Raw genomic sequence first — 23,781 nt, 5'->3', positions numbered from 1 at the left:
CTCCCTGTAGCGCCATGTATTTTTTGTTACGGCGCAATAATTCCTCCGCAACAAGATGCGGTGGATTGCCGCAATGTTCAAGCATTGCAAGGGGCTGGGACCTGCCGGGACGCCGCGTCAGATACAGTAACCTAGGGTCACAAAGCGCCCGCGCTATTCTGCGGCGACGCCGTCTGTGAATTGCAGACGTGCCAACCGGGCATAGAGACCATCTTCGGACACCAATTGATGATGAGGACCCTGCGCCACAACACGACCTTGATCCAGAACGACGATACGGTCTGCTTTTTTGACCGTTGCGAGCCGGTGCGCCACAATCAGCGTGGTCCGTCCCTGCGCCAGCGTATCCACCGCCTCTTGAACCGCGCGTTCACTTTCGGCATCCAATGCGCTGGTTGCCTCGTCCAGCAGCAAGACCGGGGCATCCCGCAAAATGGCCCGCGCAATGGCAATGCGCTGCTTCTGACCGCCTGAAAGCATGACACCACGCTCGCCCAACGGGCTGTCATATCCCTGCGGCAAGGCCGAGATGAAATCGTGCGCCGCAGCGGCCTGTGCTGCCGCGACAATCTCGGCTTGCGTTGCGCCGGGACGTCCGAAGGCGATGTTTTCAGCGGCAGATGCTGCAAAGATGATCGGGTCTTGCGGCACAAGGGCGATGTGTTGACGGAACGCTTCCCGCTCCATCTGCGCCACATCAGTTCCGTCCAGTAAAATGCGTCCTTCCTGCGGATCATAGAAGCGCAGGAGCATCTGGATGATGGTGGTTTTCCCGGCACCTGAAGGACCAACAAAGGCAACGGTTTCGCCGGGTCGAATATCCAATGACACGCCATCCAGCGCGTTGATCGCCGGACGTGCCGGGTAGGCAAAGCGTACGTCATCGAAGGTGATGTGCCCAGACACGGGCTGAGGCAGTTGCAAGGGTTGCTCGACATCCTGAACTGCATCTGTGGTCTGCAGCAGTTCCACCAAGCGCTCGGTCGCACCGGCGGCACGCTGCAACTCGCCTATGATCTCGGACAAGGCGGCAACCCCACCCGCAACCATGACCGCATAGATGACGAACTGGATCAGGGCGCCCATGGTCATCGTGTCAGAGCGCACATCATTGGCCCCGATCCAGAGCACGCCAACGATCCCGACAAAGACTAGGAAAATGACAATTGCCGTCATCAAGGCGCGCGTCGCAATCCGCCTGCGCGCCGACCCAAAGCTTTGCTCGGTCACTTCGGAAAACATGTCCCGGCTGGCCGCTTCATGGGTAAAGGCCTGAACAGTCTGCACCGCGCTCAACTGCTCGGACGCCCGACCCGAGGACGCGGCGATCCAGTCTTGGTTCTCACGGCTCAGCACCCGCAAACGGCGCCCTAACACAAGGATCGGAACGATGACAGCAGGCACGATCAACAACACAAGCCCGGTCAACTTGGCCGAGGTCAGTAACATCAAGACAAGCCCACCGATAAAGATTAGAAGATTGCGCAGGGCAATTGAAACCGATGATCCGATTACGCTCAATATCAAGGTAGTGTCGGTGGTGATCCTGCTCAGCACCTCGCCTGTCATGATATTTTCGTAGAAACTGGGCGACATGCCGATGACGCGGTTGAACACCGCTTTGCGGATGTCTGCCACCACGCGCTCTCCCAGGCGCGTCACCAGCATATAGCGCACGGCTGTGCCCACGGCCAAAAGGCCGGCGATTCCGATAGCTGCGAGGAAGTAAAGGTCGAGAATCTCGGACTGTTCAGTGTTGAAATTGTCCACCACGCGACGCACGGCCAAAGGCAGGGCCAATGATACAATCGCCGTGGACACCAGCGCCGCAATGGCGGCCAACATTAGCTTCCAATAGGGCTGAACAAAAGGCCAAAGCGCACGTAAAGCGCTAAGCTGTTTGGACTTTTCGCGCTCTGGCGTGCCTGTCTTGGGGGGCACTGGTGTGGTCGTATGGTCGGCCATGCGGTCTCCGGCAACATATGCAGTGCGCACATGCCCGCACCCGAGCGGTCAGGTCAAGTGGACAGGGCAGCGCATGGGAGGGGGTTGGAGCGGGCGGCGGGAATCGAACCCGCGTCATTAGCTTGGAAGGCTAAGGTCTTACCACTACACAACGCCCGCAGCTCCGGGTGTTGAGATATGCCAAGGGCCGGGGCGGGTCAAGCCGCCCCTGTACCCGTTTTGTCAGTGGTCCAGTTTCACCCATGCCGCATTGCGTGCCGAGGATTTGACACAGGCCGATACGAACTGCACGCCTTTCAGTCCATCATGTATCGTCGGATACATTACATCCTCCGGCACCGCCTCGCCCGCCTTGACAGCGGCGATGGCAGTAGCAGCCTCGGTATAGATATTGGCGAACCCTTCCAGATAGCCTTCTGGATGCCCGGGCGGGATGCGTGAGACGCGCCCGGCGGCATCCCCTGCCCCAGCCCCATTGCGTGTGATAAGGCGCTTGGGCTCTCCAAACGGCGTGTGCCACAGGTAGTTCGGATCTTCCTGCGCCCATTCGAGACCACCCTTGTCGCCATAGACCCGAATGCGCAGTGCGTTTTCATTGCCCGGCGCCACTTGGCTACACCACAGCATCCCCTTGGCACCGCCGTTGAATCGCAACATCACGTGGCCGTTGTCATCCACCTGACGACCGGGCACGAACGCTTCCAGATCTGCAGCCAGACTGTCGACCTCCAAACCTGTGACAAAGCAAGCAAGGTTGAATGCGTGGGTGCCGATGTCACCCGTAGACCCGCCAGCACCGGACCGTGCCGGATCGGTGCGCCATTCGGCTTGCTTGAAATCCTGCTCGACGGTCAGCCAGTCCTGCGGATACTCGACCTGCACCACACGGATGGTCCCAATGTCCCCATTCGCCACAATCTGCCGCGCCTGCCGCACCATGGGATAGCCCGTGTAGTTGTGAGTCAGGATGAACAGCGCCTCACTGTCCTCGGCCGCTTTCACCAGCTTCTTGGCATCGGCAAGGGTCGATGTCAGCGGCTTGTCACAGATCACGTGAATACCGCGCTTCAAAAACTCACGCGCCGCTGCATAGTGCACGTGGTTGGGTGTCACGATACTGACCGCGTCAATTCCGTCCTTCCGCCGCGCCTCACGCTGCGCCATCTGTTTGTAGTCGTCATAGATGCGCGGCAGGCCAAGAGCCGCACCGCTGGCCTGAGACTTTTCCGGCGTCGAACTCAGCGCACCGGCCACAAGTTCGAACCGGTCGTCAATCCGACTGGCGATGCGGTGTACCCCGCCAATAAAGGCGTCGTTGCCGCCGCCAACCATACCCAGCTTGATACGGTCTGCCATCAGTCGATCCCCAGCATCTTGCGGTTGGCTGCCTGGTCTGTGCCACCATCGGCAAAGTCGTCAAAAGCACGTTCGGTTACGCGGATAATATGATCGGACACGAACTGGGCACCCTCGCGCGCCCCGTCCTCGGGATGCTTCAGGCAGCATTCCCATTCCACCACAGCCCAACCATCAAAGTCGTTGGCTGCCATCTTGGAAAACACTGCTGCGAAGTCGACCTGCCCGTCACCGAGCGACCGGAATCGACCCGCGCGGTCGACCCAGCTTTGATATCCGGAATACACGCCCTGCCGTCCCGTCGGATTGAACTCGGCATCCTTGACATGGAACATCCGGATACGATCTTTGTAAATGTCTATATTATTAAGGTAATCAAGGCACTGCAGGACATAGTGGCTCGGGTCATAGAGCATGTTGCAACGTGCGTGATTGTCCACACGCTCAAGGAACATCTCGAAGGTCACCCCGTCGTGAAGATCTTCACCCGGGTGGATTTCATAGCAGATATCGACCCCGTTTTCCTCGGCATGATCAAGGATCGGACGCCAACGGGCTGCAAGCTCGTCAAAGGCGGTCTCGACCAGACCTGCCGGGCGCTGAGGCCACGGATAGATATAGGGCCATGCCAACGCGCCCGAGAACGTTGCGTGCGCACCGATGCCCATATTGGCCGAGGCCGAGATCGCCTGTTTCACCTGATCCACGGCCCATGCCTGCCGCGCCTTGGGATTGCCGCGCACAGATTCAGCAGCGAACCCGTCAAACGCTTCGTCATAAGCCGGGTGCACTGCAACCAACTGCCCCTGAAGGTGGGTGGACAGCTCGGTCACCTCAACCCCGTTTTCGGCGGCCTGCCCCTTGAACGTGTCGCAATAATCCTTGCTTTCTGCCGCCGTGGCCAAATCGATCAAACGCCCGTCCCAACTGGGAACTTGCACGCCTTTGTAGCCGCAATCGGCGGCCCACTTGGTGATGGCATCCCAAGAATTAAACGGCGCGTCATCGCCTGCAAACTGCGCCAGAAACAGCGCCGGACCCTTGATAGTTTTCATGGTGTCTCCTCCCATCATGCCGATCAGGGGGTCGGCATGTTTTCCCTCAGATAGATATCGATGCGAATGCGTTCTTGCGTGTGATCAATGGGCTGACGGTCTGCCGTGGCTTTCATCAGCCGTATGGCAGATCGCACAAGGTGACCGGTATCCTGCGATATGATGGCATCGAACACGTCATTGTTCAAAGCGATGCGCGAAGTGGGTGTAAGTTCGTGCGCAATGACGGTCAGACCGGGGTGCGGATTATCGCTCAGGTACTGGATCAGGCCGGGATTGCCAGCAGCTGAGGAATATATCCCGCAAAGATCAGGGTAGGACGCAAAGACGTCTGGCAGCATCTTGCGGATCAGCTCTGGATCATCCCGTCCCTCGATCGAAGCAACAACATCCAACTCCGGGAAATGTTCGGACATGACGGCATCAAAGCCCTTGCGCCGCTCAAGATGATCGCGGGCCAGCCGTGATCCCGTGATGACCAGCACACGCCCGCTTTGTCTGGCAAAGCGCCCCATCAGGTGTGCCGCGGTTCTGCCAGCGGCCACGTTGTCAACGCCGATAAAGTGGTCACGCTCGGAACTGGGCAAATCCGCGACCAGGGCGACGACAACGATCCCGCGGGCGCGGGCGCGCTTGACCGCATCGCGAACCGATGGCGTTTCTGGCCCGAACACCGCCACCCCGTCTGTTCGGCTTGCATCCACATTGTCCAGCATCTGAACGATAGATTGCGGGTCGAAGGGGGGGACCCGCACTGTGTCCAGCGTTGTCCTCTGGTGGCGTAGCTTGATGGCCTGTTCGGTCACGTGATGATCCAGCGCCACCACAAATTCATTGGCCGTATCCGGCAAGATAAACAGCAGGTTATAGACCCGACCGCGCGCCAGATTTGCAGCAGCCGTGTCACGAACGTAACCCAACTCGGCAATGGCCTTGTTGACCTTTTCGATAGTCACGGATCGAACGCCAGGCCGTGCATTCAACACTCGATCAACCGTCGCAAGCGACACGCCCGCCACGCGCGCAATGTCATTGACGGTTGGTTTGATACCGGTCTTGGCGTCCTGCTTGTTCAACCGCGCCTACCCTTTCATGGCTTTGGCCAACCCTTCAAAGACCATCGCTACTGCCTCGGCCCCTGGGTCATTGTGCCCCTTCAAATTCTCCGAGGGCACATACGCCGCACGTCCGGCTTTTGCACGGTGAATATGCGCCGTGCTGTCGGCCCCTTTGCGGGCCGCAGCCGCCGACGCATCTATCCCGTCTGAAAGTGCCTCCAGCGCCGGAGCAAGCGCGTCGATCATCGTCCGATCACCCACCTGCGCCCCGCCCACGTCACTCACGCGCTTCAGGCCTCCGGCCAACGCCTTGTGCACTGGTGCGCCACCAGCACAAGCATCCCCTGCCGCGTTGAAGTAGATGGCGAGGATGACACCAGATGATCCGCCCATCGTCTGGCTCAACTCATTGCCAAGTGCCGGGAAAAGCTGCGTAAGATCAGCAAGTGGCATTGCATCCAGCCGGTCTTTGAGCGCGCGCGCGGCTGTCGCGAGGGTGCTGCCCGTGTCTCCATCACCGGACTTGGCATCTAACTCGTTCAAGGTGCTTTCCGCCGCGATAAGGACGTCAGCGACTTGAGCAATCGTATTCCGGGTCTGCGCGTTGGCAGAGGGGATGGGTTCGATGGGGGTCAACCCATCCGGCAAAGCGGTCACAGGCACATCCACCAGTGCCTGCATTCCCGGCCATGCCGCCATCGGGACGGGTTCAGCCAGCGCGTTCAAATCCTCTTGTGTTGTGGGCAAAACCGATACGGAGAACCCGTGCATATCAAGCGATGTCATCATCAAGGCCGGGCCAATGACATGGCTGGCAATGCCCGCTTGTGCCAGCCTATGGCACAGCACGGACATCTCGAGGGGTGTGGTCGATCCAAGATTATTGACCAATGCAACACATGGACCATCGGGCGCATGGTCGCGCAGTTTGGTCAGGACCAGATCCATCGCCTCTGCCGCGCCCGAAAAGTCGACCTGTTCCACACCCGGTTCACCATGGATTCCAAGGCCCAGCTCTGCCTTGCCGGTGGGAATGCGGTTTTCCTTGGGCGACCCCGGAACCGTGCAGGTGTCGAGGCTGGTGCCGATGGACGCCACATTCTTTATGATCCGACGCGCAGCAGCCGCCACATCCTCAAGCTGTTTGCCCGCTTCGGCCATGGCACCCGCAATCTTGTGGACAAAGAGCGTGCCCGCAACTCCACGCGGTTGCGGTAGATCGGGCAGCGCAATGTCATCATCGACCACCACCATCTCGACCTTGCGCCCCAGCGCGCGGGCGCGCTCTGCCGCGAGGCCGAAATTCAACCGGTCTCCGGTGTAATTCTTGACGATCAATAGGCAGCCCGCCCCTCCAGTCACGGCAAGAATACCAGCCAGCACAGCCTCGACCGAAGGTGAGGCAAACACCTCTCCACAGACCGCGGCGGTCAACATGCCGGGACCCACAAAGCCCGCATGTGCCGGTTCATGGCCCGAGCCGCCGCCAGAGATCAACGCCACCCGATCACGGCTCCAGTCAGACCGGTAAACCACCTTGATATGCGGATACCCGTCGAGCCTTGTCAAAGCCCCGCCCGAGCAGGCCAGCAGCCCGTCAATGGCTTCCTTGACCAAATCCTCTTTCGCATTGACGAATTGTGTCATGTGCTTGTCCTTTCTCAGGTGATCCGCGCGCCTGCGGCGTCAAAGAAGACGGGGTTTTCCGGTGCAATCTGGATCGTTTCGCCCGCGTTCAACGACGTATGTGGATCCGTCAAAGTGATGACATCATGGTCCGCAACTTTCAGGTGCAACCGTGTCTGGTCCCCCAGGTGTTCCACGCGCACAACCTGAGCATCACGGCCCGATCCATGCCGGATGTTTTCAGGTCGCAATCCAACTTGATGCGCGCCCGCAGGCGCGTCCTCTCCCAACAAACCAACAGGAAGGAGGTTGATGCGGGGCTGGCCTAGACGCGCGGCTACATAGGCCGTGCGCGGGTTTTCGTAGATGTCGCGCGGGGTGCCGAACTGCACCAAACGGCCTTCGTCCAGCACGCCCACATAGGTGGCCATGGTCATCGCCTCGATCTGGTCGTGTGTGACATAAAGCAGTGTCGCCGCAAGCTCTGCATGGATACGTTTCAACTCGACCCGCAAGTCGGCGCGCAGCTTGGCATCGAGCGAGCTAAGCGGCTCATCCATCAGATAAACCTGCGGATCGCGCACAAGCGCGCGCCCGATGGACACACGCTGCATTTCGCCCCCCGACAGTTCGGTTGCCTTATTGTCGAGCTTGTGCGGGATGTGCAGCACGTCGGCCACCTCTTGCACCTTACGCGCAATCTCGTCCTCGGGTGTTTTCAGAATGGGCGAGCGCAACGGAAAGGCCAAATTGTCCCGCACGGACATGTGCGGATAGAGCGAGTATTGCTGGAAAACCATCGCCACGTCGCGTTGCGCCGGCGTCAGATCCGTTACAGAGGTGCCGCCAATGTGAATGTCCCCCGTGTCCGGCTTTTCCAGCCCTGCGATCAGGCGCAGGGTCGTGGTCTTACCCGCCCCTGTTGGCCCAAGCAGCACGACAAACGCGCCATCGGGAATGGTCAGGTCCATGTCAATCACGGCCTTTGTCGACTTAAAAGATTTGGAGACGCCGCTCAGTTGCACCTCAGCCATGGGCGAGCACTCCTTCATTGAGTTCCGACCGCAGCGCGCGGCCGGATGCCTTGTCGAACAACGTCACTGTTCGGCCATTGAAGCCAAGGCCGACCGTTTCGCCGACGCTTGCGGGTTGGTCGGACGCGATACGTGCTTTGATCTCACCATTGGGCGTGTCGAGTGTCACGATTTGAGTGGTGCCAAGGTATTCGGTGGCCAGCACTTTGCTGCGGTAATCGCCGTCTGATGACAGGTGGATATGCTCGGGGCGGACGCCAAAAACCAGATCGCCTTCCGCACCCTCGCGCAGTTGAGGGACAGCCATGGGCTGATTGTTCAGCTGTATCTGCGCCTGTCCTTTACCTACTTTTCCATTGAAATTCAGGAAGTTCATGGAGGGCGACCCGATGAAGTCAGCGACAAACATCGTGGCGGGCATGTCGTAGATGTCTTGTGGTTTGCCAAACTGTTCGACCACGGCGTTGTTCATCACCACAATCTTGTCGCCCATCTGCATGGCCTCTAGCTGGTCATGGGTGACATAGACGGTGGTGGCGCCCATGCGGTCGTGCAGGGCGCGCAGTTCTTCGGCCATGTGTTCGCGGAATTCAGCGTCAAGTGCACCCAGTGGTTCGTCCATCATGAAGGCTTTGGGCTCGCGTACGATGGCGCGGCCCAGTGCTACGCGTTGGCGGTCGCCGCCCGACAACCCGCCCACGGGTTTCTTGAGAATGTCCTTGATCCCGAGGATTGTCGCGACCTCGTCAACCTTCGCCCGCACCTGCGCGCGCGGCATGCCCTGGCTGACCAGCGGGTAGCTGAGGTTCTTGTAGACATTCATGTGCGGATAGAGCGCAAACATCTGGAAAACAAAGGCGATGTCGCGCTCCGATGGCGGTCGCTGCCCAATCTCTTCGCCGTCGAGATAAATCTCTCCGCTTGTTGGCAGTTCGAGGCCCGCAATCATGCGCAGGGTCGTGGTCTTGCCGCAGCCTGACGGGCCCAGCAGCATGAAGAACTCTCCGTCTTCGATGGTGAAGGAGCTTTCCCGAACCGCGACGAAATCGCCGAATTCCTTACGGACATTTTTTATAACGATTTCAGCCATCTGAGATCACCTCGCCAATCCGCAAGAGGTTGCCGTCGGGGTCCCACAGCGCGGCTTCCCGCATGCCCCAGGGTTTGTCTTCCACGGGCATGAACTTGGGAAACGCGCCCGCGCGCGGCAGATCCAGCTTGACCAGTTCATCCGAAAACGCATCGACGTCTTTGGGCCGGATGTAGACCCCATGGTCGCAGGTTTCAGGCGCATGATCCGCCTTCGAGAAGAAGTGGAGTTCCACCTTGTCGCGGTTCATCAGAAGGTACCCATCATCCTTGTACCACGTGTCAAAATCGAGTTGAGCGTAGAAGGCTTGGGTCGCGTCGAAGTCACGCGAGGGCAGGATCGGGCAGGCTTGTTCCCACATGTCATTCACCCTCCGGAAAGTGGCTGACGACGATGAACATAACCGTGCCCACCAGCGTTGTGATGAAGGAATAGGTGAAGGCCCAGAGGACGAAGGGCTGCATCAGCATGAATACGCCAAGGGCGATGATGATGGTCGCCAGCGCCTCCCACGGGCCGCGGCGCAGGCGCATGAGGCCTGTGAAGAACCCTCTCATGATGTGCCCTCCGATTGGTTTAAAACGGGGGGGTGACATCCGTACAGCATCCGTACACCCCCTGTGCACCCCACCGGCACCCCCCCGGTGCACCAAGATGTTGTGGTCCGACATAAACGGGTCATTTGCGCACCGCTCCGAATGTGATCCCGCGCAGCAGGTGTTTGCGCAGCAGGATGGTGAAGATCATCACGGGCAGCAGGAAGATCGTGGCCCCCGCTGCGACCGCGGGCCAGTCGAGGCCGCCAACGCCGATGATGGTTGGAATGAAGGGCGGGGCTGTCTGGGCTGTGGCAGATGTCAGCAGCACCGCGAAGGCGTATTCGTTCCAGGCAAAGATCAGGCAGAAGATGGCAGTGGAGGCGATGCCCGTGGCCGCTTGGGGCAGCACCACTTTGTAGAACGCCTGGAACCTTGTGTAGCCGTCGATTAGCGCCGCCTCTTCGTACTCGCGCGGGATTTCGTCGATGAACCCTTTGAGCAGCCAGACAGCGAGCGAGATGTTCACGGCCGTGTAGAGCAGGATCATGCCCAGATGCGTGTCGCTGAGGCCGAGGTTGCGGTACATCAGGAAGATCGGGATCGCGACGGCGATGGGCGGCATCATCCTGGTACTGAGGATGAAGAATAGAAGGTCGTCTGCCAGCGGGATCTTGAACCGGCTGAAGGCGTAGGCCGCGAGTGTGCCGAGGAAGATGCTGAGGAAGGTCGAACCGAAGCCGATAATGACCGAGTTCAGGAACCGTTCGCCGAATTTCGAGGGGCCGACAATGACCATGTCGTATTCGCGCACGATCTCGTCCGCCCAGTTTTGCGGCGGGTTGGCCTCAAGGAAGTCCTGCGTCTGCCGCGTGCGGGTGGTGAACAGGTTCACATAGCCTTCGAGCGTGGGTTCGAACACGACCTTGGGCGGGTAGCTGATGGCATCGGATGGCGATTTGAACCCGGTGAGCATGATCCAGGCCAGCGGGATCATCGTGATCAGCGCGTAGAGGATGACCAGCGATCCGGCGAACCATTTGGACCGCGTGCTGGGTTCGGTGACGGAATAGGCGCTCATTTGAGTGCTCCGGTTGGCATCAGCGGGATAAGAAAATTCTGCGAATTTTCTTGGACGGCGAAGGATGTGATCATGCTCAGCGCTCCTTCACCTTGTTGAGGGCTTTGACGTAGATGCTGGCGAGGCCGAACACCGTGACGAAGAGGATGATGGCGTAGGCGGAGGCATAGCCTGTGCGCCACTTCTCGAACGCTTCGCGTTTGAGATTGATCGAGGTGAGTTCGGTTGTCGAACCTGGGCCGCCGCCGGTGAGTTGCACCACCAGATCGAACATCTTGAAGTTCTCGATGCCCCGGAACAGGACGGCCAACATCAGGAAGGGCAGCACCATGGGGATGGTGATCGTGAAGAACTGACGGAGTTTACTGGCGCGGTCGACCTCGGCCGCTTCGTATATGTAGTCGGGGATTGACCTTAGCCCGGCGAGGCAAATCAGCATCACGAAGGGCGTCCACATCCACGTATCGACGATGACGATAGACCATGGGGCCAGTTGGACCGAGCCGAGCATTTCGAAGCTTGACGGTTCCTTGCCCGTGAAGAAGGCGATGATGTAATTGAAGAGCCCGATTTGCGGCTGGTAGAGGAATTTCCAGAAGTTCCCGACCACCGCAGGCGACAGCATCATGGGCAGCACGATGATCGTGGTCCAAAGGTCATTGCCCTTGAACTTCTTGTTGATCAGCCACGCCAGCGTGAACCCGATCAGCACCTGCAGCGCGATCGTCCAGAACAGGAAATGCGCGGTGGCCTGCATGTTCAGCCAGATGTCGCTGTCGGTCAGGATCCGCTCGTAGTTGCGCAGGCCGATGAATTCCGGTTCGCGGTTCAGGCGGTTGGCCTTGTAGTTGGTAAAGCTGAGCTGGATCGTCCAGATCAAAGGAAAGATGTTGATTGCCAACAGCAGGAAGATCGTGGGGGCGACAAAGATCCACGCGATGGCGCGGTCGCTCAGGCCCTTGATCTTGCGCGCCACTTTCTGGGGTGTGGCCTTGGCCGCGCGATTGGCGATGGTGTCTGTCATCTGGCAAACCTGTCCTGTGGGGTGGGCCCGTGGGCCCACCCGTGGAAGTGTCAAAGACTACGGGAAGAGAGAGGGTGGGCTGTGTCGCCCACCCGGGGTTGGCTTAAAGTTTGCCTTCGTCTTCGAACACTTCGGTCCAATCCTCGATCAGCTTGTCGAGGGCTTCTTGCGCCGTGCCCTGATCGGCAACAACGTAGTCGTGGACGCGCTTCTGCATAGCCAGCAGCAGTTCGGCATAGGCCGGCTCTTGCCAGAAATCCTGTACCGCGCCCATCGCTTCGAGGAAGTCACCAGCAAAGGGTGCGCTGTCCTTGAAGCCCGGGTCGTTCAAGACCGAGTTATGGGCTGAGTAGCCGCCCAGCTCCCACCACTTGGCCTGCACATCGGGGTTGGCGAACCACTTGATGTATTCAAGCGCTGCGTCCTGTTTGTCCGAGTAGGCCACGACCGAGATGCCCTGCCCGCCCAATGTCGAACCGGCTTGGTTCTGGGGTGGGTTTACGAAGAAGTCGATCTTGTCCCCGCCGGTGTTCGGGTCAGCGTAGAGGCCGGGGAAGAACGCAAACCAGTTCATCGCCATGGCGACCTGACCGGATTTGAACGCGTCGAGCGATTCACCCATGTAGGAGTTGGTGTAGCCCGGCGGCGTCGCGGTTTCGTAGAATTCTTTGTAGAATTCCAGCGCCTCAACGGCTTCGGGAGAGTTCACCGCCCCTTCCATATCGTAGGAGCCGGGGGTGTTTTCATATTTGAAACCCCATGGATAGAGCGCAGAGGTCACACCCATGGTGATCCCTTCGGACCCGCGTTCGGTGAAGATGGAGGCACCGTAGACGGTCTTGCCATCAATCTCGCGGCCCTGGAAGAACTGGGCGATTTCCAGCATTTCCTTTTGGCTTTGCGGCTCACCCAGATCGCGACCTGTCGCCTCTTTGAAGGCGGCCTGGATTTCTGGGTCAGCAAACCAGTCCTTGCGATAGAACCAGCCGTTGGCGTCGCCCATGGCAGGCAGCGCGTAGTAGTTCGGCGTGCCCTTGGGCCATGTGGAATAGGCGTATACGGTCGCAGGCGCGAAGTCGTCCATGCTGATGCTTTCGGCATCGAAGAAGTCGTTCAGCTTGACGTAGTGGCCGTTCTCAGCCCCGCCGCCGATCCACTGACTGTCGCCGATCAGCAGGTCGCAAAGCTTGCCGCCCGAGTTCAGTTCGTTCAACATCCGGTCGGCAAAATTGGGCCACGGGATGAATTCGAAATTCATGCTGTGGCCGGATTGGGCCTCGAATTCCTTGCTCAGTTCTACCAATGCGTTGGCTGGATCCCAGGCGGCCCAGCACAGTGTCAAATCCTCTGCCATGGCCATGGTTGGCACGCTGACAGACGTCATTAGGGCCGCACCCACGGCGGCTGAAGTCATTTTTTTCATATGATCCTCCCTATGGGTCATCGTTGAGCGTTGACCCTGCGGAAACGCTATTTGAGGAACGTACATCATGTCAATAAATTTTTGAGGTGCGTTCATCATTTGAAGTCGTTGACGATATTAAGTATTTGATTTTAAGATAAATATACCATCAGAACTGGTGCTTACTCCCTCATACGTCCACGGCTTACTTTCAGAATGCGCAGATGGGCGAGTCGCCGCAGTACTCGAAGTGCATACTTGTACAATCAGGAACGGGGGGATGTTTGACCAGTCCGTATCACGAGGTTCTATCCAACTTTGGAGCGCCTTCCTCGTGTTGGTAGAGCAAGAAAGCCCGTTGATATTATTAATTGGGCCAATTCGAAAAACGGATACGTGGCGTCGATCAAGGCTACTCAGGTAAACTTTCGAAACAGCTTGGTCTGATCGAACATGTCTTCCAGGTTTTCAACGCGTTCTTTTGTGGCTTCCCAATTCAGCGACTGTATGGCCGAGATCATGGTTTCCACCAGCAACATGATGGTCGTGGCCGAATCCCATGCCGACGGAACAACAATCCTGTTGCTCAAACATATGTGCGCCAGTTGATGCACCGGCGAGCGCCATTGATCTGTCAGGAGGACAATCTTCGCACCGCGTTTGTCCGCCATTTCGGCAAGCTTGAGCGTGTTGTTTTCGTAGCGACGCACATCGAAAACAACAATGACATCTCCCTCTTGCACGTTGAGCAAATAGTGCGGCCACGTATTCGACGTTGTTTGTACATGTGTCAGATTTGGGCGGATGACCTGCATGTGCATGAACAGGTATTCGGCCAGCGTGTGTGTGATGCGCCCCCCGACAATGTAAAGATGCCGGGTCTCGTCGCCAATCAAACGGCACGCTTGATCAAACGCGTCTGGATCAATCTGGCTCAAGGTCAGGCGGATATTCTCGATCACGGCGTCGGTAAATCGGTTGAGAATATGCTCCGAAGGTGCGGCCTCTGCCCACGTCTCGTGCTTTGCGATCGGGGTTTTTACCTTCGCCTTCAGCTCTTCGCGTAGCGCCGCCTGAAACTCGGGATACCCCTTGTATCCAAGCTTTTGCACCATGCGCGCAACGGTTGGAACAGACACGCCCGCGTTCTGTGCCAGCGCTGTCAGGGTACCAAGGCCCGATGCCGGATAGTTTTGCAAGACGGACAGCGCCAACTGCCGTTCGGCACGGGTCAGGTCATCAAGCTTGCTCTGGATCAGATCCGAGATTGTTTGGGTCGCCTCCCCCATGTGCCCTCCTATTGTTCAATAATTTATCAGGTCATCTCTGCTTGTGATAAATTTTTCACAACTGTGTTGACAGATGCGCCTTTTGGCAACCAGTTTGTTCGCAGGGGACCGAATGGCACACAGCAACCAGACCGAAAATGTGGTTCAGATCACGCGGGGCGATGCGGCCTCGTCGGTCGTATTGGTTTGCGAACATGCCAATCACCATATCCCGGCTAAGTTTGATGATCTGGGCCTGCCCGAACCCGCAAGACGCAGCCATGTCGCTTGGGATCCTGGCGCACGAGGCGTTGCATTGGGCATGTCGCAGTATCTAGAGGCTGCACTGGTCGAGGCGAAGGTCTCTAGACTGGTTTATGACTGCAACCGCCCGCCAGAAGCCAACGATGCCATGCCAGCAAGGAGCGAGGCTTTTGCCATTCCCGGCAATGAAGGTCTAACGACGCAGGATCGCGCCCAGCGCGCGCAATCCTATTACTATCCGTTCCACCGCGCGTTGGCAGAACAGATACAGGCGCGCACGTCCCCCATCATCATCACGATCCATAGTTTCACACCGGTCTACAACGGCTCCGCCCGCGATGTTGAAGTTGGAATCCTGCACGATGCAGACGCGCGACTGGCGGACGCCTTCCTGACAACGGCGCCGAACCACACAGACTTGCAGGTTCAGCGAAACGCGCCCTATGGCCCCGAGCATGGTGTCACCCACACGCTCAAGACACACGCAGTGCCACATGGTCATTTGAATGTAATGATCGAGATCCGCAACGATCTGATCTCAAGTGAAGCTGCGCAGCTTGGCATGGCAAAAACACTGAGCAGCTGGACGGTCAACGCCCTTGCCACGCTTGGTGTCAGCTTGGAGCAAACATCATGCAAGGCTTGATGCGCAGCTACATCAAGGGCGTGGACGCGGTGAATTATCGCATTGGCCGCGTGGCCATGTACGGCATCTTTGCCCTGATGGGTATTTTGCTGTGGTCATCCATCAGCAAGACGTTTTTCCTACCGTCGCTGTGGACGCTGGAAATGGCACAGTTCGTCATGGTCGGCTACTATATCCTGGGCGGGCCGTACTCGCTGCAACTCGGCTCGAATGTCAGGATGGACCTGCTCTACGGCAGCTGGTCGGTTCGGCGCAAAGCGTGGTTCGACGCCATCACCGTCCTGCTGCTGATCTTCTATCTTTGTGTCCTACTCTATGGTGCTGTCAGCTCCACCGCCTATTCGTTGGGATACTGGAAAGATGCGCCGTTCTCCTACCTGCTTGGCGTTTTAATCGGCACCGAGGAGGTTGGGCGGCTTGAACAATCCTCCTCGGCCTGGCGTCCCTACATGTGGCCCATTAAGGCCGTTATGATTGTCGGCTTTCTGCTGATGATCCTGCAGTGCCTGTCAGAATTCTTCAAAGACATCCTGCGTCTCAAAGGGGCCGAGATCTGATGCCCTACGAGATGATCGCCACGCTCATGTTCTCGTCCATGATGCTCATGCTGCTGACGGGGCAGCGTGTCTTTGGTGCCATCGGGTTCATCGCGGTTGTAGCAGCCCTGCTGCTGTGGGGCGACCGCGGGGGGTATGACATCGGCTTTGCCGCTGCCATGAAATTGATGAAGTGGTACCCGCTTCTGACGCTGCCGATGTTCATCTTCATGGGGTATGTGCTGAGCGAGTCCAAGATCGCGGACGACCTCTACCGCATGTTCCATGTCTGGATGGGCGGTTTGCGCGGCGGGTTGGCCATCGGCACCATCGGGTTGATGGTGTTGATCTCGGCCATGAACGGTTTGAGCGTTGCCGGCATGGCAATCGGTGCAACCATCGCCCTGCCCGAGCTTCTGAAACGCGGCTACGACAAGCGGATGGTGACAGGGGTGATTCAGGCTGGGTCATCCCTCGGCATTCTTGTGCCGCCTTCGGTGGTGCTGGTTCTTTATGCGATGATTGCGCGGCAACCGGTCGGACAGCTCTGGCTGGCGGGCATCGTACCGGGGTTGATGATGGCCGCGATGTTCATCGCATACATTGCGATCCGTTGCCGTTTGAACCCTGCCCTTGGTCCGGTTCTGAGTGACGCGGATCGTGCAATGCCCCGCGCCGAAAAGCTGAGGCTGTTGCGCGCCGGGCTGCTGCCGTTGATCATCTTTGCCGTGATGATGGTACCCTTTGTCAACGGATGGACATCGCTGGTCGAAAGCTCGGCCATCGGCGCTCTGGCCGCCTTTGCGGCAGCAGTCCTCAAGGGGCGCATGACGCGAGAAGTCTTTGAAAACTCGGTCCGCAACACGTTGGGCATCACCTGCATGTTCATGTGGATCATCCTTGCCGCACTGGCGTTTGGCGCGGTCTTTGACGGTCTGGGTGCGGTCAAGGCCATCGAAAGCCTGTTCACCGAGCGGCTGAACCTGAACCCCTGGATGATCCTGATCCTCATGCAGCTCAGCTTTATCCTGATGGGTACATTCCTGGATGATACGGCGATGCTTGTGATTGTTGCACCGCTCTATGTCCCGTTGGTCGGCGCGCTTGGGTTCGACCTGATCTGGTACGGCATCCTCTACACGATCACGACCCAGATCGCGTACATGACACCGCCCTTCGGCTATAACCTTTTCCTCATGCGCGCGATGGCCCCGCCCGAGATTTCCCTGCGCGACATCTACGCCTCGATTACCCCATTTGTGCTTGTGATGGCCCTCGCGCTCGCGCTGGTCATGAGCTTCCCAGAGCTCGCCACATGGCTTCCAAATTACGTTTACGGAAAATGAATTCATAAGCCGGGCCAACCGGCACCAACCAACTAGGAGTAGAACTATGACAACAAGACGTAAATTTATCCAAGGGGCTGCCATCGCAGCACCGGCGGCGACATTGGCGGCCCCAGCGCTGGCGCAAAGCACAATCAAGTGGCGGATGCAGACCTATGCCGGCGCCGCCCTCGCGGCCGAGGTGATCGACCCGGCGATCAAGATGTTCAACGACATCGCGGGCGACCGCATGCAGATCGAGTTGTTCTATGCCGACCAGCTGGTGCCCACGGGCGAGCTGTTCCAGGCCATGCAACGCGGCACCATTGATGCGGTGCAGTCTGACGATGACTCGATGGCCTCGCCCACCGAAGTCACGGTGTTCGGAGGCTACTTCCCCTTTGGCTCGCGCTATTCGCTTGACGTACCGGTGCTGTTCAACCGCTACGGGCTGAACGACATCTGGGCCGAGGAATACGCCGCCGTTGGTGTCAAACACGTCAGCGCAGGCGCGTGGGATCCCTGCCACTTTGCCACCAAGGACCCGATCCGCAGCCTTGAGGACCTGAAGGGCAAACGTATCTTCACGTTCCCAACCGCTGGGCGCTTCCTCAGCCAGTTTGGTGTCGTGCCCGTGAACCTGCCATGGGAAGACATCGAGGTTGCCGTGCAGACCGGCGAGCTGGATGGCATCGCATGGTCGGGCATCACCGAAGACTACACCGTGGGCTGGGCAGACGTGACCAACTACTTCCTGACCAACAACATCTCCGGTGCATGGATCGGTCACTTCTTTGCCAATATGGACCGCTGGAACGAACTGCCGGAAGATCTGCAGAAACTGTTCCAGGTGTGCTGTGAACAGTCCCACTACTACCGCCAGCACTGGTACTGGGGGGGTGAAGCCGATCTGCGCGTGAACGGCACCAAAATGGAGCTAACCACGATCCCGGACGAAGAATGGGCGCAGGTCGAGAATGCAGCGCAGGACTTCTGGGAGGAGATCGCCGCCGAAAGCGAAACGAAGCGCAAGGTGGTCGACATCTTCAAGAAGTACAACGCCGACATGGTCAAAGCCGGACGGCCATACCGCTACGGATAAACAGATCGCACGGGGGCGGTCCGACACCGCCCCCTTCACCATTACGAAAGAGACGCGCATGCCGGGATTGTTGAGTTTTGATGACCTCAAGTCGAAAGTCAAAGACGGGTCCATCGACACCGTTCTGACCTGCTTTCCGGACATGCAGGGCCGCCTGATGGGCAAACGGTTCCACGCGGTGAACTTCGTGGAAACGTCATTCAAGGAAACCCACTGCTGCAACTACTTGCTGGCCACAGACCTCGAAATGGCCACGCCCGACGGTTACGCCGCATCCAGCTGGGAAGGCGGGTATGGCGATTATGTCATGGCGCCGGACCTTACCACCCTGCGCGTCGTTCCGTGGCTGGAAGGCACCGCTATGGTTCTGTGTGACATTCTTGATCACCACACCCACGCGCCGGTTCCCCACGCGCCGCGTCAGGTCCTGAAACGTCAGATCGAGCGGCTGAAAGCCCTTGGCTATAACGCGATGATGGCGACCGAACTGGAGTTTTTCCTGTTCGAACAGAGTTTCGATGACATCCGCAAGGACGGCTTCCGAGATCTGACCCCGATCAGCGGCTACAACGAAGATTACAACATCCTTCAAACCACCAAGGAAGAGGGCGTCATGCGCCCCATCCGCAACAATCTATTCGCCGCCGGACTGCCCATCGAGAACTCGAAGGGAGAGGCGGAGGCCGGTCAGGAAGAGCTGAACATCCGCTATGCGGACGCACTTGACTGCGCCGATCACCACACGATTGCCAAGAATGCGATCAAGGAAATCGCGTGGCAAAAGGGACATGCGGCGACCTTCCTGCCCAAATGGGACCACACCAAGGTGGGCAGCTCCTCTCATGTGCATCAGTCACTGTGGAAGGATGGCGAACCTGCATTCTATGACGCGGACGCCGACTTGGGAAAATCCACGCTAATGGATCACTACATGGCGGGACTGATCACCTATGCACCCGACTACACGTTTTTCATGGCGCCCTACATCAACAGCTACAAACGCTTTGCCAAAGGTACGTTCGCACCGACCAAGACCGTCTGGTCCGTAGACAACCGCACCGCCGGGTTCCGTCTGTGCGGGGACGGCACCAAGGGCGTGCGCGTGGAATGCCGCATCGGCGGCAGCGATTTGAACCCTTATCTTGCACAAGCGGCCATGCTTGCGGCGGGCGTCAAGGGCATCAAAGACAAGATGACCTTGGCACCGCCAACCACCGGTGATGTGTACGACGCGGATGGCGCACAGGACATCCCGCAAACGTTGCGCGCTGCGACCGAAACACTGCGCAACTCGGCCTTTCTCAAGGAGGCGTTTGGCGAAGATGTCGTCGCGCACTACACCCGGTGTGCCGAGTGGGAACAGGAAGAATACGACCGCGTGGTGACCGATTGGGAAATCGCCCGTGGCTTTGAAAGGGCCTGACGCATGATCCGTTGCATTTCGCCGATTGATGGCGCGGTCTATGCCGAGCGCCCTACCCTCTCCGCTGATGGCGCGCACGCCGCCATGGCGCGTGCCAAGGCGGCGCAAGCGGACTGGGTGGCGCGACCGTTGGAAGATCGCATTGCCCTTGTGCAAGCCGGGGTCGCGAATGTGGGCAAGATGAACGATCAGATCGTACCCGAACTGGCCCATCAGATGGGCCGCCCGATCCGCTACGGCGGCGAGTTTGGCGGCTTTGATGAGCGCGCCAGTTACATGGCCAATATCGCGAAGGACGCGCTCGCAGATATCGAGGTTGAGGACAGCAACAGCTTCCGCCGTGTCATCAAGCGGGTGCCGCATGGGGTGGTTCTGGTTGTTGCCCCCTGGAACTACCCTTACATGACCGCGATCAACACAGTTGCACCAGCGTTGATTGCGGGCAACACGGTGATGTTGAAACATGCCAGCCAGACGCCCTTGGTCGGCGAACGCATGGCACAGGCCTTCCATGCTGCGGGCATTCCCGAGGACGTGTTCCAAAACATCTTTCTCGACCATCAAACGACATCCGACCTGATCGCGGCACGATCCTTCGGCTTCGTGAACTTCACTGGCTCGGTCAGCGGCGGGCAAGCGATCGAACGGGCGGCGGCAGGCACATTCACCGGCATCGGTCTGGAATTAGGTGGTAAGGACCCCGGCTATGTCTGTGACGATGCGGATCTGGATGCAGCTGCGGACACGCTTATCGACGGTGCCATGTTCAACTCTGGCCAGTGCTGTTGCGGGATTGAACGCATCTATGTGGCTGAACAACATTTCGACGCCTTTGTTGAAAAGGCTGTCACGATTGTGCGTGGTTACAAGCTGGGCAATCCGCTTGACCCGGACACCACGCTGGGTCCGATGGCGCACAAACGCTTTGCGGACGAAGTGCGCGCCCAGACCACCGAAGCGATTGCCGATGGCGCAACGGCCCATATCGAACCCTTTCCAGAGGATGATGGCGGCGCCTACCTCACACCGCAGATTCTGACCAACGTGACCCATGACATGCGCGTCATGCGCGACGAAAGCTTTGGCCCGGTAGTCGGCATCATGCCGGTCAGGGACGATGCCGAGGCGATCAAACTGATGAATGACAGCAATTTCGGTCTGACTGCATCCATCTGGACCCGCGAAACCGCGCGCGCCGAAGCCATCGCAGACCAGATTGAAACCGGAACCGTCTTCATGAACCGGGCGGACTACCTTGACCCCGGACTGTGCTGGACCGGCTGCAAAGATACCGGACGCGGAGGGGGATTGTCGGTCATCGGCTACCACAACCTCACACGTCCAAAATCCTTCCACCTGAAAAAGGCCTGAACGCCATGGCTCTGACTGCAAACTGGTCCTATCCCACCGCAATACGTTTCGGCGCGGGGCGCATTTCGGAAATCGCTGAGGCGTGTTCCGCCGCGAATATCCACAAACCGCTGCTCATCACGGATCGCGGCCTTGCGGACATGGAAATCACGACCAGAACGTTGGATCTGCTTGAGGCCGCAGGTCTGGGCCGGGCGATCTTTGCAGATGTCGATCCGAACCCCAATGAAAAGAACGCAGCCGCCGGGGTGAAGGCCTTCAAGGATGGCGGGCACGACGGCGTTGTCGCTTTTGGTGGCGGCTCTGGCCTTGATCTGGGCAAGCTCGTCGCCTTCCTGGCAGGTCAAACCAGACCACTATGGGATTTTGAGGATATCGGTGACTGGTGGACCCGTGCCGATGCAGATGCGATTGCCCCGATCGTGGCGGTTCCCACCACCGCAGGCACCGGGTCAGAGGTTGGTCGTGCTTCCGTCATCACCAATTCCGAAACCGAAGAGAAGAAGATCATCTTCCACCCGAAATTCCTCCCGACCGTGGTGATTTGCGACCCTGAACTGACGGTTGGAATGCCCAAGTTCATCACGGCGGGCACCGGTCTGGATGCCTTTGCCCATTGCGTCGAAGCGTTCTGCTCACCTCACTACCATCCGATGTCACAGGGTATGGCGCTGGAAGGTATGCGTCTGGTCAAAGACTACCTGCCGCGCGCCTATGCAGATGGCACTGATCTTGAGGCGCGTGCCCACATGATGTCAGCGGCGGCCATGGGGGCGACGGCGTTCCAGAAGGGTTTGGGGGCCATTCACGCTCTCTCTCACCCGATTGGCGCCATGTACCACACGCATCACGGCACCACCAATGCCGTGTGCATGCCCGCCGTCTTGCAATTCAACAAGCCCGCAATCTCTGGCGTCATCGAACAGGCCGCGAACTACCTGAACATTGAGGGCCGCTTCGACGGCTTCTGCACCTTTGTCGATGAGTTCAATGCATCGCTTGGAATTCCCAAAACCCTCACCGAAATGGGGATCAACAGCATTGATATTGATCGAGTCGTCGCCGGGGCGCTGAGCGACCCCAGTACCGGTGGAAATCCGGTCGAGATGACAGCTGACAACACACGACGGCTGTTGTTGGCTTGTATATAGGCAATGCGAAAAGCGTTGTTGAAATCCCCGTCTGACGGCCGGACGCGAAGCTCAGGGCTCATGGCCAAAAGATGACGAGTGCAGCGAGAAGATTTGTGGAAACGAAGACCTTTGGACAGCGGTCATAACGGGTTGCCCAACGCAGCCAATCCTTGAGTTTTCCGAACATGATCTCGACCCGAGAGCGTCATTTGCAACTGGGTTTGTAGTATATCACCGTCTTTTTGCGCCGTTTCCCCGGGATGCAGAGACGTATGCCCTTGTCGCCCCACAGCTTCCGACGCAAGCGGATCAGATGCATACGACCAAAACCGTCACGCTCAGTTCAAATGAAATTCTCTTTGCCACTCGCAGCATTTGCCCATTTGCGCTCTCTTTCCCTTTTGCCGCCTCGAGCACCACTCGACCGTCTGAGGCATGTTCCTGACAAGTCCTGACGCGATGCAAGGATAGGCTCTGACCGAAAACAAGGCAGAAGGTCAGTATGCATATCATTCTCGGTGGAACCGGAAGGGTCGGCTCGGCGACGGCACGCGCTTTGTTGGACGCAGATCAAAAAGTCACGATTGTCTCGCGCGATAGGGATCATGGCGCCGCATTGAAGCAGGCCGGCGCGCAGATCGCCGAGGTCAACATTCGCAATGTCGATGCTTTGCGAGACGTTTTTCGAACCGGCACGCGTGCTTTTCTGCTCAACCCGCCAGCGGAACCTTCGGGCGATACCGATGAAGAAGAACGCGAGAACATGGCCGCCATCATTTCGGCACTCGAGGGCTCAGAGCTTGAAAAAGTCGTGGCGCAATCAACTTACGGGGCTTTTGAAGGCGAGCGCTGCGGCGATCTCACCGTCCTTCACGCGTTTGAGAATGCGTTGCGGGAGCAGCCGATCCCAGCCGCAATCAACAGGGGGGGATACTATATGAGTAACTGGGCCGGGATGGTCGAGCCCGTGAGAGAGTCCGGCGCGTTGCTCAGTTTTTTCCCAGCCAATCTTTCCATCCCCATGGTTGCGCCTCGCGATCTGGGAAAGGCCGCCGCGCGGCGCCTCTTGTCGGGAACCGAAGACGTGGGCATCAAGCATATCGAAGGACCGGAGCGATATACGGCGAACGAAGTCGCCGCCGCGCTTGCAAAAGTAATAGGCCGTGATGTTCAGGTTCAGGAAATTCCGCGCGAGGCTCTGGAAGAGACATTCCGCAGCTTCGGGTTTTCGGAAGAGGCGGCGGCTTCTTATGCCTGCATGACTCGCCGGATGATCGATGGAAAGACGAATACGGCAGATAAGCCGGTTCGCGGTAAGACCAAGCTTCAGAACTATATGGCTTCGATATTGGGCTAAAGAGCCGCCACTCGTTGCGACTTGACCAATGGGTGTCATGTACTGAAACTGGACTGCGGCGGCACAGCAGCATCATAGCGCTGGAGTGGTGGACCGGCGGGTCAATCATAGCAATATTTTGCCGACCGC

General features: G+C 58.4%; 21 protein-coding genes, 1 tRNA gene and 1 pseudogene. 8 read left to right on the top strand and 15 right to left on the bottom strand.

Features of this window, described 5'->3' with window-relative positions; all coding sequences use genetic code 11:
- Positions 1–153 precede the first annotated feature (153 nt).
- The 14 genes from Q1A51_RS05675 to Q1A51_RS05610 all read right to left on the bottom strand — a co-directional run bounded on the left by Q1A51_RS05675 (position 154) and on the right by Q1A51_RS05610 (position 14,516).
- Entirely contained in the window at positions 154–1,965 is a 1,812-nt protein-coding gene (locus Q1A51_RS05675; protein WP_299598938.1) for an ABC transporter transmembrane domain-containing protein, read from the bottom strand.
- Positions 1,966–2,050: 85 nt separating this feature from the next.
- Positions 2,051–2,124: transfer RNA gene (locus tag Q1A51_RS05670), tRNA-Gly, on the bottom strand.
- Positions 2,125–2,187: 63 nt separating this feature from the next.
- The gene (locus Q1A51_RS05665; protein ID WP_299598941.1) at positions 2,188–3,321 is read right to left on the bottom strand and encodes a Gfo/Idh/MocA family oxidoreductase; all 1,134 of its coding nucleotides are present in this window, start codon (positions 3,319–3,321) and stop codon (positions 2,188–2,190) included.
- Positions 3,321–4,376 (bottom strand): sugar phosphate isomerase/epimerase, encoded by a 1,056-nt coding sequence (locus tag Q1A51_RS05660; protein WP_299598944.1) that lies wholly within the window; start codon positions 4,374–4,376, stop codon positions 3,321–3,323. The genes Q1A51_RS05665 and Q1A51_RS05660 overlap by 1 nt, the downstream gene beginning before the upstream one ends.
- A gap of 23 nt (positions 4,377–4,399) precedes the next feature.
- The gene (locus Q1A51_RS05655; protein WP_299598947.1) at positions 4,400–5,452 is read right to left on the bottom strand and encodes a LacI family DNA-binding transcriptional regulator; all 1,053 of its coding nucleotides are present in this window, start codon (positions 5,450–5,452) and stop codon (positions 4,400–4,402) included.
- A gap of 6 nt (positions 5,453–5,458) precedes the next feature.
- A complete protein-coding gene (locus Q1A51_RS05650) occupies positions 5,459–7,081 on the bottom strand; it encodes a dihydroxyacetone kinase subunit DhaK (protein WP_299598950.1) in 1,623 nt (540 codons plus the stop codon).
- A 14-nt stretch (positions 7,082–7,095) separates the two neighbouring features.
- The gene (locus Q1A51_RS05645) at positions 7,096–8,094 is read right to left on the bottom strand and encodes an ABC transporter ATP-binding protein (protein ID WP_299598953.1); all 999 of its coding nucleotides are present in this window, start codon (positions 8,092–8,094) and stop codon (positions 7,096–7,098) included.
- Positions 8,087–9,184: an ABC transporter ATP-binding protein gene (locus Q1A51_RS05640; RefSeq protein WP_299598956.1), complete on the bottom strand. Its 1,098-nt coding sequence runs from the start codon at positions 9,182–9,184 to the stop codon at positions 8,087–8,089. Before Q1A51_RS05640 ends, Q1A51_RS05645 begins: the two co-directional genes overlap by 8 nt.
- Complete coding sequence (locus tag Q1A51_RS05635; protein WP_299598959.1) at positions 9,177–9,545, bottom strand: VOC family protein; 369 nt, start codon at positions 9,543–9,545, stop codon at positions 9,177–9,179. The genes Q1A51_RS05640 and Q1A51_RS05635 overlap by 8 nt, the downstream gene beginning before the upstream one ends.
- Position 9,546: 1 nt before the next feature.
- Positions 9,547–9,741 carry a hypothetical protein gene (locus Q1A51_RS05630; protein ID WP_299202240.1) on the bottom strand — a complete coding sequence of 65 codons (195 nt, stop codon included), beginning with the start codon at positions 9,739–9,741 and terminating at the stop codon, positions 9,547–9,549.
- Positions 9,742–9,862: 121 nt separating this feature from the next.
- The gene (locus tag Q1A51_RS05625; RefSeq protein ID WP_299598963.1) at positions 9,863–10,801 is read right to left on the bottom strand and encodes a carbohydrate ABC transporter permease; all 939 of its coding nucleotides are present in this window, start codon (positions 10,799–10,801) and stop codon (positions 9,863–9,865) included.
- Between the two features lie 76 nt (positions 10,802–10,877).
- Positions 10,878–11,825, bottom strand: a complete 948-nt coding sequence (locus Q1A51_RS05620) for a sugar ABC transporter permease (protein WP_299598966.1) — start codon at positions 11,823–11,825, stop codon at positions 10,878–10,880.
- Positions 11,826–11,928: 103 nt separating this feature from the next.
- The gene (locus Q1A51_RS05615; protein WP_299554894.1) at positions 11,929–13,209 is read right to left on the bottom strand and encodes an extracellular solute-binding protein; all 1,281 of its coding nucleotides are present in this window, start codon (positions 13,207–13,209) and stop codon (positions 11,929–11,931) included.
- Positions 13,210–13,643: 434 nt separating this feature from the next.
- A complete protein-coding gene (locus Q1A51_RS05610) occupies positions 13,644–14,516 on the bottom strand; it encodes a MurR/RpiR family transcriptional regulator (protein WP_299598970.1) in 873 nt (290 codons plus the stop codon).
- A 112-nt stretch (positions 14,517–14,628) separates the two neighbouring features.
- Here Q1A51_RS05610 and Q1A51_RS05605 point away from each other — a divergent pair, with 112 nt between their 5' ends.
- Genes Q1A51_RS05605 through Q1A51_RS05575 form a run of 7 tightly spaced genes read left to right on the top strand, consistent with a single transcriptional unit; the run spans position 14,629 to position 22,313 of the window.
- Entirely contained in the window at positions 14,629–15,405 is a 777-nt protein-coding gene (locus Q1A51_RS05605; protein WP_299598973.1) for an N-formylglutamate amidohydrolase, read from the top strand.
- A complete protein-coding gene (locus Q1A51_RS05600) occupies positions 15,393–15,962 on the top strand; it encodes a TRAP transporter small permease subunit (protein WP_299202226.1) in 570 nt (189 codons plus the stop codon). Before Q1A51_RS05605 ends, Q1A51_RS05600 begins: the two co-directional genes overlap by 13 nt.
- On the top strand, positions 15,962–17,287 hold the full coding sequence (locus Q1A51_RS05595) for a TRAP transporter large permease subunit (RefSeq protein ID WP_299598978.1): 1,326 nt from the start codon (positions 15,962–15,964) through the stop codon (positions 17,285–17,287). Before Q1A51_RS05600 ends, Q1A51_RS05595 begins: the two co-directional genes overlap by 1 nt.
- Before the next feature lie 46 nt (positions 17,288–17,333).
- On the top strand, positions 17,334–18,368 hold the full coding sequence (locus Q1A51_RS05590; RefSeq protein ID WP_299598982.1) for a TRAP transporter substrate-binding protein: 1,035 nt from the start codon (positions 17,334–17,336) through the stop codon (positions 18,366–18,368).
- Positions 18,369–18,426: 58 nt separating this feature from the next.
- On the top strand, positions 18,427–19,791 hold the full coding sequence (locus Q1A51_RS05585) for a glutamine synthetase family protein (RefSeq protein ID WP_299598985.1): 1,365 nt from the start codon (positions 18,427–18,429) through the stop codon (positions 19,789–19,791).
- 3 nt (positions 19,792–19,794) lie between these two features.
- Complete coding sequence (locus Q1A51_RS05580) at positions 19,795–21,162, top strand: aldehyde dehydrogenase family protein (RefSeq protein WP_299598988.1); 1,368 nt, start codon at positions 19,795–19,797, stop codon at positions 21,160–21,162.
- Positions 21,163–21,167: 5 nt separating this feature from the next.
- A complete protein-coding gene (locus tag Q1A51_RS05575; RefSeq protein ID WP_299598991.1) occupies positions 21,168–22,313 on the top strand; it encodes an iron-containing alcohol dehydrogenase in 1,146 nt (381 codons plus the stop codon).
- A 58-nt stretch (positions 22,314–22,371) separates the two neighbouring features.
- On the opposite strand, the pseudogene Q1A51_RS05570 reads toward Q1A51_RS05575, so the two are convergent.
- Positions 22,372–22,578 (bottom strand): annotated as a pseudogene (locus Q1A51_RS05570) (IS5/IS1182 family transposase); the annotation flags it as partial.
- 219 nt (positions 22,579–22,797) lie between these two features.
- Here Q1A51_RS05570 and Q1A51_RS05565 point away from each other — a divergent pair.
- Entirely contained in the window at positions 22,798–23,652 is an 855-nt protein-coding gene (locus Q1A51_RS05565) for an NmrA family NAD(P)-binding protein (RefSeq protein ID WP_299598995.1), read from the top strand.
- Positions 23,653–23,781 lie beyond the last annotated feature (129 nt).

Origin of the sequence: uncultured Tateyamaria sp., assembly GCF_947496075.1 — a bacterium.
Taxonomy (GTDB): Bacteria; Pseudomonadota; Alphaproteobacteria; order Rhodobacterales; family Rhodobacteraceae; genus Tateyamaria.
The sequence above is the reverse complement of the archived record's forward strand: the minus strand, read 5'-3'. Positions and strand labels throughout refer to the sequence as shown.